Annotated in this window: 13 protein-coding genes and 1 other RNA gene; 9 read left to right on the top strand and 5 right to left on the bottom strand. The window is 65.2% G+C overall.

The features are described from left to right. Nucleotides 1-63: 63 nt before the first annotated feature. The 5 genes from zipA to AC3WL2_RS22565 all read left to right on the top strand — a co-directional run bounded on the left by zipA (nucleotide 64) and on the right by AC3WL2_RS22565 (nucleotide 6,173). Nucleotides 64-954 (top strand): cell division protein ZipA, encoded by an 891-nt coding sequence (gene zipA / locus AC3WL2_RS22585; RefSeq protein WP_046856479.1) that lies wholly within the window; start codon nucleotides 64-66, stop codon nucleotides 952-954. Nucleotides 955-1,054: 100 nt separating this feature from the next. Continuing rightward, on the top strand, nucleotides 1,055-3,397 hold the full coding sequence (ligA, locus tag AC3WL2_RS22580; protein WP_102684662.1) for an NAD-dependent DNA ligase LigA: 2,343 nt from the start codon (nucleotides 1,055-1,057) through the stop codon (nucleotides 3,395-3,397). A 156-nt stretch (nucleotides 3,398-3,553) separates the two neighbouring features. Further along, an RNA gene (ffs, locus tag AC3WL2_RS22575) (signal recognition particle sRNA small type) lies at nucleotides 3,554-3,650 on the top strand. A 163-nt stretch (nucleotides 3,651-3,813) separates the two neighbouring features. After that, nucleotides 3,814-4,203, top strand: coding sequence for a hypothetical protein (locus AC3WL2_RS22570; protein WP_102684663.1), 390 nt, complete (start codon nucleotides 3,814-3,816; stop codon nucleotides 4,201-4,203). 23 nt (nucleotides 4,204-4,226) lie between these two features. Continuing rightward, nucleotides 4,227-6,173, top strand: coding sequence for a hypothetical protein (locus tag AC3WL2_RS22565; RefSeq protein ID WP_102684664.1), 1,947 nt, complete (start codon nucleotides 4,227-4,229; stop codon nucleotides 6,171-6,173). Here the strand turns inward: AC3WL2_RS22565 and AC3WL2_RS22560 are convergent. Further along, nucleotides 6,127-6,561, bottom strand: coding sequence for a helix-turn-helix domain-containing protein (locus AC3WL2_RS22560; RefSeq protein WP_102684665.1), 435 nt, complete (start codon nucleotides 6,559-6,561; stop codon nucleotides 6,127-6,129). The genes AC3WL2_RS22565 and AC3WL2_RS22560 overlap by 47 nt on opposite strands. A gap of 85 nt (nucleotides 6,562-6,646) precedes the next feature. Here AC3WL2_RS22560 and AC3WL2_RS22555 point away from each other — a divergent pair, with 85 nt between their 5' ends. Beyond that, nucleotides 6,647-7,141, top strand: a complete 495-nt coding sequence (locus AC3WL2_RS22555) for a DUF2938 domain-containing protein (RefSeq protein WP_102684674.1) — start codon at nucleotides 6,647-6,649, stop codon at nucleotides 7,139-7,141. On the opposite strand, the gene AC3WL2_RS22550 is transcribed toward AC3WL2_RS22555, so the two are convergent. Then, nucleotides 7,102-7,899, bottom strand: coding sequence for a substrate-binding periplasmic protein (locus tag AC3WL2_RS22550; protein WP_102684666.1), 798 nt, complete (start codon nucleotides 7,897-7,899; stop codon nucleotides 7,102-7,104). The two genes, AC3WL2_RS22555 and AC3WL2_RS22550, sit on opposite strands and share 40 nt — an antisense overlap. 131 nt (nucleotides 7,900-8,030) lie before the next feature. On the opposite strand from AC3WL2_RS22550, the gene dnaX reads away from it, so the two are divergent. The 3 genes from dnaX to recR all read left to right on the top strand — a co-directional run bounded on the left by dnaX (nucleotide 8,031) and on the right by recR (nucleotide 11,183). Next, nucleotides 8,031-10,091 carry a DNA polymerase III subunit gamma/tau gene (gene dnaX, locus AC3WL2_RS22545; protein WP_102684667.1) on the top strand — a complete coding sequence of 687 codons (2,061 nt, stop codon included), beginning with the start codon at nucleotides 8,031-8,033 and terminating at the stop codon, nucleotides 10,089-10,091. A gap of 65 nt (nucleotides 10,092-10,156) precedes the next feature. Continuing rightward, nucleotides 10,157-10,492: a YbaB/EbfC family nucleoid-associated protein gene (locus AC3WL2_RS22540; RefSeq protein ID WP_023632783.1), complete on the top strand. Its 336-nt coding sequence runs from the start codon at nucleotides 10,157-10,159 to the stop codon at nucleotides 10,490-10,492. Nucleotides 10,493-10,580: 88 nt separating this feature from the next. Beyond that, on the top strand, nucleotides 10,581-11,183 hold the full coding sequence (gene recR / locus AC3WL2_RS22535) for a recombination mediator RecR (protein WP_023632784.1): 603 nt from the start codon (nucleotides 10,581-10,583) through the stop codon (nucleotides 11,181-11,183). A gap of 66 nt (nucleotides 11,184-11,249) precedes the next feature. On the opposite strand, the gene AC3WL2_RS22530 is transcribed toward recR, so the two are convergent. From AC3WL2_RS22530 to hemN, 3 genes are all read right to left on the bottom strand, one after another. Further along, complete coding sequence (locus tag AC3WL2_RS22530; protein ID WP_102684668.1) at nucleotides 11,250-11,798, bottom strand: adenine phosphoribosyltransferase; 549 nt, start codon at nucleotides 11,796-11,798, stop codon at nucleotides 11,250-11,252. A 53-nt stretch (nucleotides 11,799-11,851) separates the two neighbouring features. Further along, nucleotides 11,852-12,586, bottom strand: a complete 735-nt coding sequence (gene fnrA / locus AC3WL2_RS22525) for a Crp/Fnr family transcriptional regulator FnrA (RefSeq protein WP_023630845.1) — start codon at nucleotides 12,584-12,586, stop codon at nucleotides 11,852-11,854. A gap of 187 nt (nucleotides 12,587-12,773) precedes the next feature. Next, nucleotides 12,774-14,156, bottom strand: a complete 1,383-nt coding sequence (gene hemN, locus AC3WL2_RS22520; RefSeq protein ID WP_102684669.1) for an oxygen-independent coproporphyrinogen III oxidase — start codon at nucleotides 14,154-14,156, stop codon at nucleotides 12,774-12,776. Nucleotides 14,157-14,178: the final 22 nt, after the last annotated feature.

Genomic DNA, 14,178 nt, shown 5'->3' with positions numbered 1-14,178 from the left:
ACGTGTTAAAGGCCTTTGAAGCCTTTGTTTTCAAGCATATTTTTTATAGAGGCACGGGATTACATGGAAATCGGTCTGCGCGAGTGGCTGATCGTCATCGGCATCATTGTCATCGCCGGTATTCTTTTCGACGGCTGGCGCCGCATGCGCGGCGGCAAGGGCAAGTTGAAGTTCCGTCTGGACCGTAGCTACGCCAACGCCCCGGACGACGACAGCGGCGGCGCCGAGGTGCTCGGCCCTTCGCGTGTACTGGAAACCCATAAAGAGCCCGAGCTGGATGAGAGCGACCTGCCATCGGTCAGCGCTCCAGTGCGTGAGCGCGAACGCGAGCGTGAAGCCAAACCGGCCAAGGCCAAGCGCGGCAAGCGCAACAACAGCGAGCAGCAACAGGGCGACCTGAAGCTGGCCGCCGAGCCGCGTGAGCCGGACCTGTTCGATACTGGCGACGACGACTTCGCCGCCGACAACACCCGCAACAGCGGTTTTACTGCCGCGTCCACGCCAGCCAAAGAGCTGCCGCCGGCCGAAGAAGTGCTGGTGATCAGCGTCATCTCCCGCGACGAAGGCGGCTTCAAGGGGCCGGCGCTGTTGCAGAACATCCTGGAAAGCGGCCTGCGCTTCGGCGAGATGGACATCTTCCATCGCCACGAGAGCATGGCCGGCCACGGCGAAGTGCTGTTCTCCATGGCCAATGCGGTCAAGCCCGGCGTGTTCGACCTGGACGACATCGACCATTTCAGCACCCGTGCGGTGAGCTTCTTCCTTGGCCTGCCAGGCCCGCGCCACCCCAAGCAGGCCTTCGACGTAATGGTCGCCGCCGCCCGCAAGCTGGCCCACGAGCTCAATGGCGAACTCAAGGACGACCAGCGCAGCGTGTTGACCGCCCAGACCATCGAGCACTACCGCCAGCGTATCGTCGAGTTCGAGCGCCGCGCCCTGACGCAGAAACGCTGACCGACCCGAGCGGGCGGACCCTGCCTCGGTCCGCGCCGCGATGATTGAAACGAAAGAGCAGCCAGGGGCTGCTCTTTTGCTTTGCAAGAGAAGACCAGGAATGAACGCCGAATCCCGAATCCATGAACTGCGCGCCGAACTCGACCAGCACAACTACCGCTACTACGTGCTCGACGAACCCAGCGTGCCTGATGCCGAGTACGACCGCCTGTTCAATGAACTCAAGGCGCTGGAAGCCGAACATCCGCACCTGGTGACTCCGGATTCGCCGACCCAGCGCGTCGGTGGTGCGGCACTGGCGGCCTTCAGCCAGGTACGTCACGAGATACCGATGCTCAGCCTGGGTAACGCCTTCGAGGAAGACGACCTGCGCGACTTCGGCCGCCGCGTGGTCGAAGGCCTGGACCTGCCGGGCGGCGATCAGGCGGCGGTGGACTACAGCTGCGAGCCCAAGCTCGACGGCCTGGCGGTGAGCCTGCTGTACCGCGACGGCCAGTTGGTGCAGGGCGCCACCCGCGGCGACGGCACTACCGGTGAGGACATCAGCGCCAACGTGCGTACCGTGCGCAACATCCCGCTCAAGCTGCAGGGCGAGGGCTGGCCGGCGGTGCTGGAAGTGCGCGGCGAGGTGTACATGAGCAAGGCCGGTTTCGACCGGCTCAATGCGGCCCAGGCCGAGGCCGGCGGCAAGACCTTCGCCAACCCGCGCAACGCCGCCGCCGGCAGCCTGCGCCAGCTGGACTCGAAGATCACCGCCAGCCGCCCGCTGGAGTTCTGCTGCTATGGTGTCGGCCAGGTGTCCGAGCCGTTTGGCGACAGCCATATCGGTATCCTGGAGAAACTCAAGACCTGGGGGCTGCCGATCAGTCGCGAGCTCAGGCACGCCGCTGGTATCGACGAGTGCCTGGCCTATTACCGGGACATCGGCGCGCGCCGCAACAGCCTGCCCTACGAGATCGATGGGGTGGTGTTCAAGGTCAATGCCCTGTCCTCCCAGCGTGAGTTGGGTTTCCGTGCCCGTGAGCCGCGCTGGGCGATCGCCCACAAGTTCCCGGCCATGGAAGAGCTCACCGAGGTGCTCGATGTCGAGTTCCAGGTCGGGCGTACCGGCGCGGTGACTCCGGTCGCCCGCCTCAAGCCGGTGAAGGTGGCCGGCGTGACGGTGTCCAACGCCACCCTGCACAACATGGACGAGATCGCCCGGTTGGGCCTGCGTATCGGCGACACGGTGATCATCCGCCGTGCCGGTGACGTGATCCCGCAGGTCATGCAGGTGGTGCTCGAGCGCCGCCCCGAAGGCGCGCGTGCGGTGCAGGTGCCGAGCCAATGCCCGGTGTGCGGCTCGCAGGTCGAGCGCACTCAGCTGGTCAAGCGCAGCAAGGGCAAGGAAACCACCAGCGAAGGCGCGGTGTACCGCTGTGTGGGGCGCCTGAGCTGCGCCGCCCAGCTCAAGCAGGCGATCATCCATTATGTGTCGCGTCGCGCCATGGACATTGATGGGTTGGGCGAAAAGAGCGTCGAGCAACTGGTCGATGAAAACCTGATCCGCTCGCCGGCCGACCTCTACAAGCTGGAATTCGAGCAAGTGGTCGCCCTTGAAGGCTTTGCCGAGGTCTCCAGCCGCAAGCTGCTCGAAGCCATCGAGGCCAGCAAACGCCCGAGCCTGGCGCGTTTCATCTACGCCCTGGGCATCCCCGATGTCGGCGAGGAGACCGCCAAGGTCCTGGCCCGCTCCCTGGGCAGCCTGGCGCGGGTGCAGGTGGCGCTGCCGCAGGTGCTGACCTACCTGCCGGACATCGGCCTGGAGGTCGCCTACGAGATCCATAATTTCTTCGAGGACGAACACAACCGTGCGGTGATCAAGCAGTTGCTGGACAGCGGTATGCAACTGCAGGATGAAGGTGAACTGGGCGCCGAGTTCGCCGCCAGCACCACCCTCGCCGGGATGCTCGCCAAGCTCGATATCCCGTCGGTCGGCCCGACCGGCGCCGAGAAGCTGGTAGACAAGCTGGGCACCCTGGACAAGATCATCGCCGCCGATGGCATCGACTTGCGCCAGGCCCTGAATACCAAGGCCGCCGACGGGGTACGCGAGTTCTTCAAGGTTGAGGCCAACCAGCAGTTGGCCCGCGCCATCGAAGCCCAGTTGCTGGAGTTCGGCATGCACTGGTCGTGCGAGAAGAAATCCGCCGAAGGTTTGCCGCTGGCCGGCCAGACCTGGGTGCTGACCGGTACCCTGGAGCGCATGAGCCGCGATATCGCCAAGGAGAAGCTGGAAAGCCTGGGGGCCAAGGTGGCGGGCTCCGTGTCCGGCAAGACCCATTGCGTGGTGGCCGGGCCCGGCGCCGGCTCCAAGTTGGCCAAGGCCGGTGAGTTGGGCGTGTCGGTGATGGACGAAGAGGCGTTCGTGGGCTTCCTTGCGGAGCGCGGAATCGACGTCTGAAGGTCAGGGCGTTATCGCAGGGGTGTGCCTGACCCTGCGATGGCTTTTCCACAAGTCCTTGAGAAATGATGGTTTTTTCTCGATCAAAGGTTGTAACTTCTCGCTGGCGTTGTACAATGGCGCGGCTCGTCAGCTGGCGAGCCGTCGTGGTGGCCCCATCGGTCCCCCCGCATTGATTACCCGTTAACCTGGTCAGGCCCGGAAGGGAGCAGCCATAGCGGGAACATCGAGTGCCGGGGTGTGGCTGGTGGGGCCGCCTCCATTTTGGGCGCAGGGTTTTTCCGGCGTACCTGTCAGGCGTCGCACATCAGACGCGTTTCTTTACACCCTCGCACTGTTTTCCGCCTGCACGATCCCGCGCAGCGCCTTATCATGCATCCCATCGTGTCGGCCCATTCGGCCAGGAGATAGCGACCGTGGAACATGTCGACGACCTCACCCGCCAGAAGATTCGCGAGTGGCAGCTGCGCCGCCTGGAAATAAAGGACCAGATGGCCGCCAGTCCCGAGCGCGTGCTGGAGTTGTCCCAGGTGCTCGACCAGATGGAAGAAGAGCACGAGCGCATCCTCGAGGAAGCGGCTGCGCCAGTGGCGGTGAAGGCTGACGCGGTGGCCTTGGAACTGCAGGTGTCGGCGCGCTCGGTGCGTGACTTGCGCAAGCTGCTGGAGCTGGCCCTGCATGAGCTCGATGGCGTGCTCGACGCACCGCAGGCGGGTGTCAGCCATCCCGGCGACATGTCTGGGTCGTTGGGTGCCTACCGCTTCGACCTGGTGGTGGGGCAGGCCGCTGAATCCGACAAACCTTGAGTGATCCCCGGACCCGTACCGACATGCAGCCCGAGCACTTCGACTTTTCCCATCCGGTGTACCTGCCGGTTACCGCAGAGGTGTGCCAGGCCTTGCTGGCCGACGGCGCGCTGGCGCTCGACACCCTGGGCGAGCCGGAGTTGGCGGCAGTGCTGGTGATCCAGAACCTGGCCCAGGCACAGGGTCAGGTCGATGCGCGGGCGGCGGAAAAGGTGCTGGGCAAGCTCTTGGCGTGGGCGGTAGATGGCGTGCACTCGCCTGGCGTGGGGTTGTTGTCTGAGGCCCGTAGGCTGTTCGATGCGCGCAAGCTCTATTTCGGCCTTGAGGTGATCAAGGGTTCGAAGCTGCGTCTGCTCGACGCGGAGCAGGTCCAGGCGCGGGAATACCTGCTGGCCGATGGCAAGTGGGATTTCGACTACCGCATTCGCCTGCATCACAGCGACAACCCGTTCAGCCAGCGGGTGACCACCGGCTTCGATACCGAACGCTGGCTGACCGTCGAGCAGGACAAGCTGCTCAAGGTTATCCAGGCCAACCTCGACGAAGACATCCACGTGCAGGGCTATGCCGGGATCGGCAAGAGCTACCTGCTCGGCGCGCTCATGGACTGCCTGCCCCGTGGTCGGGTGCTGGCCCTGGCGCGCACGCCGGCCAAGCTCGGCGCCTTGCGTCGGCGCATGGGGCTGGATGAGCAGGCCAAGGTCGGCATGACCTTCGGCCAGTTCGCCCGGGCCCTGCTCAAGGATACCCGGTCAGTTTCCGCCCGGACGGCGCAGCGCGGTCCTGGCAAGCGCAGGCTGGCCGAGGAACTGGGGATCGTCGGATTGCGCCAGTACGACGCCGAGCATGCCCTGGACATCTGCCTGGAAGTGCTGCGCAACTACTGCGATTCGCGGGATTACAGCCTGTCGAATCGTCATCTGCCGTATTTTCGCCAAGCACTCTCCGGCGTCGATACCCAGGTCCTGCTCGAGTACGCCAGCCGGCTATGGCGCTACCTGGAGGCGCAACCGGCCTGGGGCGCGCAGACCGGGTTCGAGGCGTTGCTGCTGCTCAAGCGAGCGAGCCTGACTGGCTGCAGCGTGCCAGGGCGCTTCAGCCACGTGATCATCGACGAGAGCCAGGACGTGCCGGCCTCGCTGCTGCAAGTCATCGAGCGGGGCCGCCAGGTGCTGATCACCCTGGGTGACGAATACCAGAAGGCCTCCGGCGAGGTGGTCAGGCGTGAGCGTCAGGTACGGCAGAAGGACATGGCCTTTGCCGTGCGCTCCGGACCCAAGGTAGAGCGCCTGATCAACCCGTTGATCGGTGTGCACTCGAAGAAGTCCAAGGTCGCGTTCGAGGCCGCACGGCATGTCGATGTCGGTATCGAGCACTTCCCCGAAGGGTTCATCCCTCCCGAGGGCTGCGTGGTGCTGACCGCCTCGTGCTGGGACACGATGCGCTGGGCCATGGAAATGGCCGAGTCCAATTGCTTGTTGAACTTCCCCGATTGGCCTCAAATGCGCCGCTTCATGGCCACGGCAATCGGCCTGTTCAGGGCTGCGTTCTATGCGCCTGGGCAGGACGCCGAGGGGCCGCATCCGTACTTCGCGCACCTGCTCGATTGGCAGCAGGTGCGCGAGTCCGAGCGTTTCGATGCCGCGTTCCTCTGGGTCGAGGCGCGCCTCGAGGCGGGTTTCAAGCTTGCAGACCTGACGCTGCTGGACGCACGCATCGCTGCACGGCCCGACAGCCTGACGGTGTTGATGGCCGAGGAGGCCGGCGGCCTGGAGTTCGATCAGGTGCTGCTGACACCGGAACTGATGACCACCGACCGCTTCAAGGACGCCTACGCCTTCGATGCCCGGATCTGCGCCGTGTATATCGCCCTGTCGCGGGCGCGTCGGCAGCTGTACCTGCCGTATGACGTGGAGGAGTGGATCAACTACCACAAGGGCCAGCCGTTCCGCGAGTTGCACGGCTACTGAGGCCTCCACGCCTGCCCTGGCTGGCCGACACCTGCATCAGCCGCTGGAAGGTCGGGCATTGCAGATGGTTCTCCTCAGGGCACTGCGCCGCATGGCGCAACCCCTTGCTCATCGCCTGCAGCCGTTTGATCCGGCGGTCGATCTCGTCGGCCTTGGCCAGCAGCAACTCGCGGTCGACCCGTTGCTCGTCAAGCATGGTGGCTACTTCGTCCAGCGAAAAGCCAGCCGCCTGTCCCAGCGCGATCAGCGCCAGGCGCTCGGGGGTGTCTGGCGGGAACTGGCGGCGCTGCCCATGGCTGGCCAGTGATCTGAGCAACCCCTTGTTCGCGTAGTAACGCAATGTCGACGCCGGCACTCCGGTGCGCCTGGCGACATCGGCAATGTCCATTGCAACCCCTCTTGACTTGAAGTTGACTTCAACTTGCATGCTGCTTGGCATCGACCTTTCCGTCAATCTGCCAAGGGCACTCGTCATGACCATCTCCTCGCTTGTGCTTTCCATCCTGTTCATCGGCATCGGCGCCACCCTGGTCATGGATCTGTGGACCCTGTTGCTCAGGCATCTGGGCGTCACCACCCTGAACTACGCCATGGTCGGGCGCTGGGCGGGGCACCTGCTCGAAGGGCGCTGGCGGCATGCGGCGATCGGCAAGGCTGCGCCGGTCAGGGGGGAGCTGGCGTGGGGCTGGCTGCTCCACTACGCCACAGGGTTGGTATTCGCGGCGCTGCTGGCGGCTATTGCAGGGGAGGGCTGGTTGCGGGGGCCGACACTGTGGCCAGCCTTGCTGTTCGGGGTGGTCTCGGTGCTCGTGCCGTTGTGCGTGGTGCAGCCTGCATTGGGGGCAGGGTATTTCGCGACGAACACACCCGCGCCCTTGAAGAGCTGCCTGCGCAGCCTGGCGACGCACTGCGTGTTCGGTTTGGGCCTCTACCTGGCGGCACTGGGTGTCGCGGCTGCGGGTACTTGAGGGCTGTCGTCACCTGCGAACGGATGGGGCTCGCTATAACGCTCGACGATCCGCTGCATTTCCCCGGACTGCTTGATCCGCACCAGCGCCCTGAGCACCGCCTGGGTCGGCAGTGCGGGGTCGTTGCGCACCATGCAGCCCAGCGCCTGTTCTTCAAGCACGGCCAGGGGCTGCAGGCGTTGAGCAAGGGGCAGGGAGCGGTTGTACCACTGCAGCGACAGCTGGTTGCTCACGGCATGGCGCAAGCGCCCGACCTGGAGTTTCTGCAGGACCAGCAACTGATTGCGGCTATCTTCGCGCTGCAGGCGGGCCTGGTTGAACAGCGGCTCGAGCGTGGGGTAGGTGTAGCCGAGTACGGTGCCGATGGCCTGGGGTGGCAGTGCGTCCGGGCTGACGGGGCCGCTGTCGCCGGGGCGGCCGACCAGCAGGTCGCGCTGCTCGATGAGCGGGATGCTCCAGAGATAGTCGCCGGGCCGATCGGTCAGCCATTGCGTGGAAACGTAGCAGCGTACGTCGATTTCGCCGGCCTGCATCGCTTCCTGCAGGCGCAGGCGCGCCAGCACATGGTACTGGGGGCGGGCATCGACCTCCCGGGCGATGGCCTGCATCAGCTCCAACAGGATGCCTTCCGCTGGCTGCTGGTCCTCGATACGCATCAGCGGCATGCTCCAGCTTTCGGCAATGGAGAAGCGCAGCACCGGCGGTTGCGCCAGGCCGTGGGTGGCCCACAACAACAGGATGGCCAGGACTCGCCGCACGCCTCATCCTCCCTGATCCGTCGCCCGTGTGCCCGACACTGAGCTTAGACGAGATCGGCAGGGTGCAATTTCGGCCCCGCTCCGCTAGCATTAGCGCTCTTTCCGCCCGCTCCGGTCACGATGGTTTTTTGATGAGTTATCAGGTTCTTGCACGTAAATGGCGTCCGCGCTCGTTCCGCGAAATGGTCGGCCAGACCCATGTGCTCAAGGCTTTGATCAACGCCCTGGACAACCAGCGCCTGCACCATGCCTACCTGTTCACCGGGACCCGGGGCGTGGGCAAGACCACCATTGCGCGGATCATCGCCAAGTGCCTGAACTGCGAGACCGGCATCACCTCGACGCCGTGCGGTACCTGCTCGGTATGCCGGGAGATCGACGAGGGCCGTTTCGTCGACCTGATCGAGATCGACGCCGCCAGCCGCACCAAGGTCGAGGACACCCGCGAGCTGCTCGACAACGTGCAGTACGCGCCGAGCCGCGGGCGCTTCAAGGTCTACCTGATCGACGAAGTGCACATGCTCTCCACCCACTCGTTCAACGCCCTGCTGAAGACGCTGGAAGAGCCGCCGCCCTACGTCAAGTTCATCCTCGCCACCACCGACCCGCAGAAACTGCCGGCGACCATCCTGTCGCGCTGCCTGCAGTTCTCGCTGAAGAACATGAGCCCGGAGCGCGTGGTCGAGCACCTGACCCACGTGCTGGGCGCCGAGAATGTGCCGTTCGAGGAGGATGCCCTGTGGTTGCTCGGCCGCGCCGCCGACGGCTCCATGCGCGACGCCATGAGCCTGACCGACCAGGCCATCGCCTTTGGCGAGGGGCGGGTGCTGGCCGCCGACGTGCGGGCGATGCTCGGTACCCTCGACCACGGCCAGGTGTATGGCGTGCTCCAGGCCCTGCTCGAAGGCGATGCCCGGGCGCTGCTGGCCGCGGTGCGTGACCTGGCCGAGCAAGGCCCGGACTGGAACGGCGTGCTGTCGGAAATGCTCAATGTGCTGCACCGCGTGGCCATCGCCCAGGCCCTGCCGGAGGCGGTGGACAACGGCCAGGGCGACCGTGACCGCGTGCTGGCGTTGGCCCAGGCCCTGCCGGCCGAAGACGTGCAGTTCTACTACCAGATGGGCTTGATCGGCCGCCGTGACCTGCCATTGGCGCCGGACCCGCGCGGCGGTTTCGAGATGGTCCTGCTGCGCATGCTGGCATTCCGCCCGGCCGATACCGACGACGCACCGAGGCCGGTACTAAAGCCGACGGGGATCAGCCAGGCCACAGCTGATCCGACCCAACCGGTGGCGGCAGCGGCTATGGCCGTGGCGCCGCCCGTTGTCGCCAGCCCTGTGGCTGAAGTGGTCGCGCCGCTGCCTGTGGCTGAGCCATCCATACAGGCCGAGCCCCCAGTTGTGGACGTGCCGGCCGTTGCCGAGGTTGTCGAGGCGCCGCAAGCGCCATCGGAGCCAGAGCCGCAGCCCGTCGAGGAGGTCGTCGGCCTGCCGTGGGAGGAGCCAATCGCCACTCCGGCGCCGGTTGCGCCCGAGCAGTTGCCCGAGCCGGCACCTGCGGTCGAGGCCGCCCGCCAGCAGCCGGACGATGACGAGCCGCCGTTCGATCCGTCGGCCTACAGCCCGGCGGGCATGGAGCGCGACGACGAGCCCCCGGCGGACGAGGACTACTACGCGCCCGACAGCGACCCGGCCGGCTTCAGCTACCTGGACGAGCTGGCCGAGCACGTGCAGGAAGAGGCGACTGCCCAGGCGCCGGAGCCGCTGCCGGCGGCCAGGCCCGCGACCGGCCTGGCCCTGCAATGGCTGGAATTATTCCCACAGTTGCCTGTCTCCGGTATGACAGGCAACATCGCCGCAAACTGTACGCTGATCGCCGCCGAGGGTGATGACTGGCTGTTGCACCTGGACCCAGGGCAGGGCGCGCTGTTCAACTCGACGCAGCAGCGCAGGCTGAACGACGCACTGAATCAGCAATTGGGCCGCGAGATCCGCCTGAAGATCGAGCTGATCCGCCCCGAGCAGGAAACCCCGGCCCAGGCCGCCTCGCGCAAGCGCGCCGAGCGCCAGCATGACGCCGTGGTGTCGATCGAACAGGACCCGCTCATCCAGCAGATGATCCGGCAGTTCGGCGCGACGGTCAGGCAGGATACTATTGAGCCTGTAGACGCCCTGGCCAGCCAGGGCCAATGAACGGATAACCATGCGGCCGGCCCTGTGCCGGGCCGCATCACATGACCCAATCGAGGTATACCCCCATGATGAAAGGTGGCATGGCCGGCCTGATGAAGCAGGCCCAGCAGATGCAGGAAAAAATGCAGAAGATGCAGGAAGAGCTGGCCAATGCGGAAGTCACCGGCCAGTCCGGTGGCGGCCTGGTCAGTGTGGTGATGACCGGTCGCCACGACGTCAAGCGCGTCAGCATCGACCAGAGCCTGATGTCGACCGACGCTGACGACAAGGAAGTGCTCGAGGACCTGATTGCCGCCGCGCTGAACGACGCCGTGCGCAAGATCGAGCAGAGCAGCCAGGAAAAGATGGGCGGCATGACCGCGGGGATGCAGCTGCCGCCCGGTTTCAAAATGCCGTTCTGATCGGCTTCTGGCTTCAAATGGGGAGCAACGGCCCGACGGTCGTTGCTCCCTTGTTCATTCTGTTTCCTGAATTGGCAGGCCTGCACACATGAGCTTCAGCCCCCTGATCCGCCAACTGATCGACGCCCTGCGCATCCTGCCCGGCGTCGGTCAGAAAACCGCCCAACGCATGGCCCTGCAGCTGCTCGAACGCGACCGCAGTGGCGGCACGCGCCTGGCCCAGGCCCTGAGCCAGGCCATGGAAGGCGTCGGTCATTGCCGCCAGTGCCGGACCTTGACCGAGCAGGAACTATGTCCGCAGTGCGCCGACCCACGCCGTGACGACACGCAACTGTGCGTGGTCGAGGGGCCGGTGGATGTGTACGCAGTGGAGCAGACCGGCTATCGCGGTCGCTACTTCGTGCTCAAGGGGCACCTCTCGCCGCTGGACGGGCTGGGGCCGGATGCCATCGGCATTCCGCAGTTGATGGCGCGGATCGAAGAGCAGGGCACCTTCAGTGAGGTGATCCTGGCCACCAACCCCACGGTGGAAGGGGAGGCGACGGCGCACTACATCGCCCAGCTGCTGGCCGAGAAGGGCCTGACTGCCACGCGCATCGCCCATGGCGTGCCGTTGGGGGGCGAGCTGGAGTTGGTGGATGGCGGGACGCTGGCCCATGCATTTGCCGGGCGCAGGCCGATCACGTTGTAAACCTGTAAACGCATCGCGGGGCCAGTCGCATCGGCGACTGGCCCCGCGATCGTTTTGAAGGGGAACTCAGTATTCGCTCAGGGAAAACTCGGTCAGGCAGAAGGTCGGCACCCCGGCCGCCTGCAGGCGACGCGAGCCTTCCAGTTCCGGCAGGTCGATGATCGCCGCCGCCTCGAACACTTGCGCACCGGTGCGGCGCACCAGGTTGGCGGCCGCCAGCAGGGTGCCGCCGGTGGCAATCAGGTCATCGAAGATCAAGACCGAATCCCCATCGCAGAGACTGTCGGCATGCACTTCCAGGAAGGCCTCGCCGTATTCGGTCTGATAGCCCTCGGACAGCACGTCAGCCGGCAGCTTGCCCTGCTTGCGGAACAGGATCAGCGGCTTGTTCAGCTGGTGAGCAATGATCGAGCCAATCAGGAAGCCTCGCGCGTCCATGGCGCCGATATGGCTGAACTCGGCCTCGACATAGCGCTCGATGAACTGGTCGGCGACATAGCGCAGCCCGCGCGGCGACTGGAACAGCGGGGTGATGTCGCGGAAGATCACGCCCGGCTTGGGGAAGTCCATTACCGGGCGGATCAAGGCTTTGAGGTCGAAGGTGTCGCTGTGCATGGGGCGGGTATCCTGGAAAAACTCGGCGTCAGTATACCCTTTTAGCGCGGCGATCAGACCTCGAGTGCACCACCGGCCAGCGCGCACAACTGGATCGGGTCGAGAATGTGCACTTCCTTGCCCTCGGCCTTGAGCAGACCGTTCTGCTGGAAGCGGGTGAACACGCGCGACACGGTTTCCACCGCCAGGCCCAGGTAGTTGCCGATCTCGTTGCGCGACATGCTCAGGCGGAACTGGTTGGCCGAGTAACCACGGGCGCGGAAGCGCGCCGACAGGTTGACGAGGAAGGTGGCGATGCGCTCGTCGGCGGTCTTTTTCGACAGCAGCAGCATCATCTGCTGGTCGTCACGGATCTCGCGGCTCATCACCCGCATCAGCTGACGGCGCAGCTGTGGCAGCTGTACCGAGAGTTCGTCGAGGCGCTCGAAGGGGATCTCGCACACCGAGGTGGTTTCCTGGGCCTGGGCCGACACCGGGTAGGCCTCGGTGTCCATGCCGGACAGGCCGACCAACTCGCTGGGCAGGTGAAAGCCGGTGATCTGCTCTTCACCGCTGTCGCTGAGGCTGAACGTCTTGAGGGCACCGGAGCGTACCGCGTAGACCGAGCCGAAATTGTCACCCTGGCGGAACAGGAACTCGCCTTTCTTCAGCGGGCGGCCGCGTTTGACGATTTCATCCAGTGCGTCCATGTCTTCCAGGTTCAGGGACAGGGGCAGGCACAGGGGGGCCAGGCTGCAATCCTTGCAGTGGGCCTGGTTGTGTGGGCGCAGTTTTACTGGCTCGGACATTTCTTTCGATCCTTGTGGGAAAGCACACATAAGCCGTAAGGATAACCTGCGGCATGGGCTGTAGGCCAGTGTGCGCATTTTTGGTGCACGCTAGCAGCGGTGCGGAAGGTGTGTCCCGTCACCGTTCAACTGTCCATAGTGTGCCTCGAAAGGCGGGCTGTCCATGCGGTGAAACGCCTCAAGCGCCTCAGATCACCCGCGAGAAACGCTGGCGGTTCTGCTGCGCGAGGTAGGCGTCGAACACCATGCACACCGAGCGCGCCAGCAGGCGGCCGGCCGGCAGGATGCGGATGCCCTTGGCGTCCAGGCTGATCAGGCCGTCGCGTTGCATGGCTTGCAGTTGTGGCCACTGCTCCTTGAAGTAGCCGCGAAAATCGATGGTGAAGGCCTGTTCGATCGCTTCGAAATCCAGTTCGAAGTGGCAGATCAGTTGCTGGATCACTGCGCGGCGCAGGCGATCGTCCTGGTTGCACATCAGGCCGCGCTGGGTCGCCAGCTGGGCGGTGGAGAGGGAGTCCTGGTAGGTGTTGAGGTCGCTGCTGTTCTGGCAGTAGAGGTCGCCGATCTGGCTGATCGCCGACACGCCCAGGCCGATCAGGTCGCAGTGGCCGTGGGTGGTGTAGCCCTGGAAGTTGCGTTGCAGGGTGCCTTCTTCCTGGGCGATGGCCAGCTCGTCGTCGGGCAGGGCGAAGTGGTCCATGCCGATGTAGCGGTAGCCGGCGGCGGTCAGTTGGTCGATGGTGGCGTGCAGCATCTCCAGCTTGGCCGCCGGGGCCGGCAGGTCACTACTGTCGATGCGCCGCTGGGGCATGAAGCGTTCGGGTAGATGCGCGTAGTTGAATACCGACAGACGGTCGGGCTGTAGGCGGATCACTTCCTCGACGGTGCGGGCGAAACCTTCCGGGGTCTGCTTGGGCAGGCCGTAGATCAGGTCCAGGTTGATCGAACGGAATTGCAGGGTGCGCGCTGCTTCGATCAGCGTGCGGGTCTGCTCCAGGCTCTGCAGGCGGTTGACCGCGCGCTGCACGGCCGGGTCCAGATCCTGCACGCCGAGGCTGACACGGTTGAAGCCCAGCTCGCGCAACAGGCCCATGGTCGACCAGTCGGCCTCGCGCGGGTCGATCTCGATGCCGTAGTCGCCGGAGTCGTCGTCCAGCAGGTGGAAATGCTGGCGCAGGGTGGCCATCAGCTGACGCAGTTCCACATGGCTGAGGAAGGTCGGCGTGCCGCCACCGAAATGCAGCTGTTCGACGACTTGCTTGGGGTCGAGGTGGCAGGCGATCAGCTGGATTTCCTGCTCCAGGCGTTGCAGGTAGGGCGCGGCGCGGCCGCGGTCCTTGGTGATGACCTTGTTGCAGGCGCAGTAGTAGCAGATGTTGGCGCAGAACGGCACATGTACGTACAGCGACAGCGGGCGGGCGGCGCGGCGGCTCTCGCGCAGGGCGTGGAGCAGGTCGAACGAGCCCACTTCGCCATGCAGTTGCACAGCGGTCGGATAGGAGGTGTAGCGTGGCCCGGCCAGATCGTAGCGACGAATCAGGTCGGCGTCCCAGCGTAGGTCGTCGAGCATGTGGGTAGTCCCCGGATAAAGC

The organism is Pseudomonas sp. FW305-96 (assembly GCF_058783825.1).
This window is presented reverse-complemented; position numbering and strand designations above follow the sequence as displayed.

Coding starts and splice junctions, on each gene's coding strand:
- AC3WL2_RS22540 (WP_023632783.1), top strand. CDS start 10,157: ATGATGAAAGGTGGCATGGCCGGCCTGATGAAGCAGGCCCAGCAGATG.
- AC3WL2_RS22565 (WP_102684664.1), top strand. CDS start 4,227: ATGCAGCCCGAGCACTTCGACTTTTCCCATCCGGTGTACCTGCCGGTT.
- AC3WL2_RS22560 (WP_102684665.1), bottom strand. CDS start 6,561: ATGGACATTGCCGATGTCGCCAGGCGCACCGGAGTGCCGGCGTCGACA.
- AC3WL2_RS22555 (WP_102684674.1), top strand. CDS start 6,647: ATGACCATCTCCTCGCTTGTGCTTTCCATCCTGTTCATCGGCATCGGC.
- hemN (WP_102684669.1), bottom strand. CDS start 14,156: ATGCTCGACGACCTACGCTGGGACGCCGACCTGATTCGTCGCTACGAT.
- zipA (WP_046856479.1), top strand. CDS start 64: ATGGAAATCGGTCTGCGCGAGTGGCTGATCGTCATCGGCATCATTGTC.
- ligA (WP_102684662.1), top strand. CDS start 1,055: ATGAACGCCGAATCCCGAATCCATGAACTGCGCGCCGAACTCGACCAG.
- recR (WP_023632784.1), top strand. CDS start 10,581: ATGAGCTTCAGCCCCCTGATCCGCCAACTGATCGACGCCCTGCGCATC.
- dnaX (WP_102684667.1), top strand. CDS start 8,031: ATGAGTTATCAGGTTCTTGCACGTAAATGGCGTCCGCGCTCGTTCCGC.
- AC3WL2_RS22530 (WP_102684668.1), bottom strand. CDS start 11,798: ATGCACAGCGACACCTTCGACCTCAAAGCCTTGATCCGCCCGGTAATG.
- fnrA (WP_023630845.1), bottom strand. CDS start 12,586: ATGTCCGAGCCAGTAAAACTGCGCCCACACAACCAGGCCCACTGCAAG.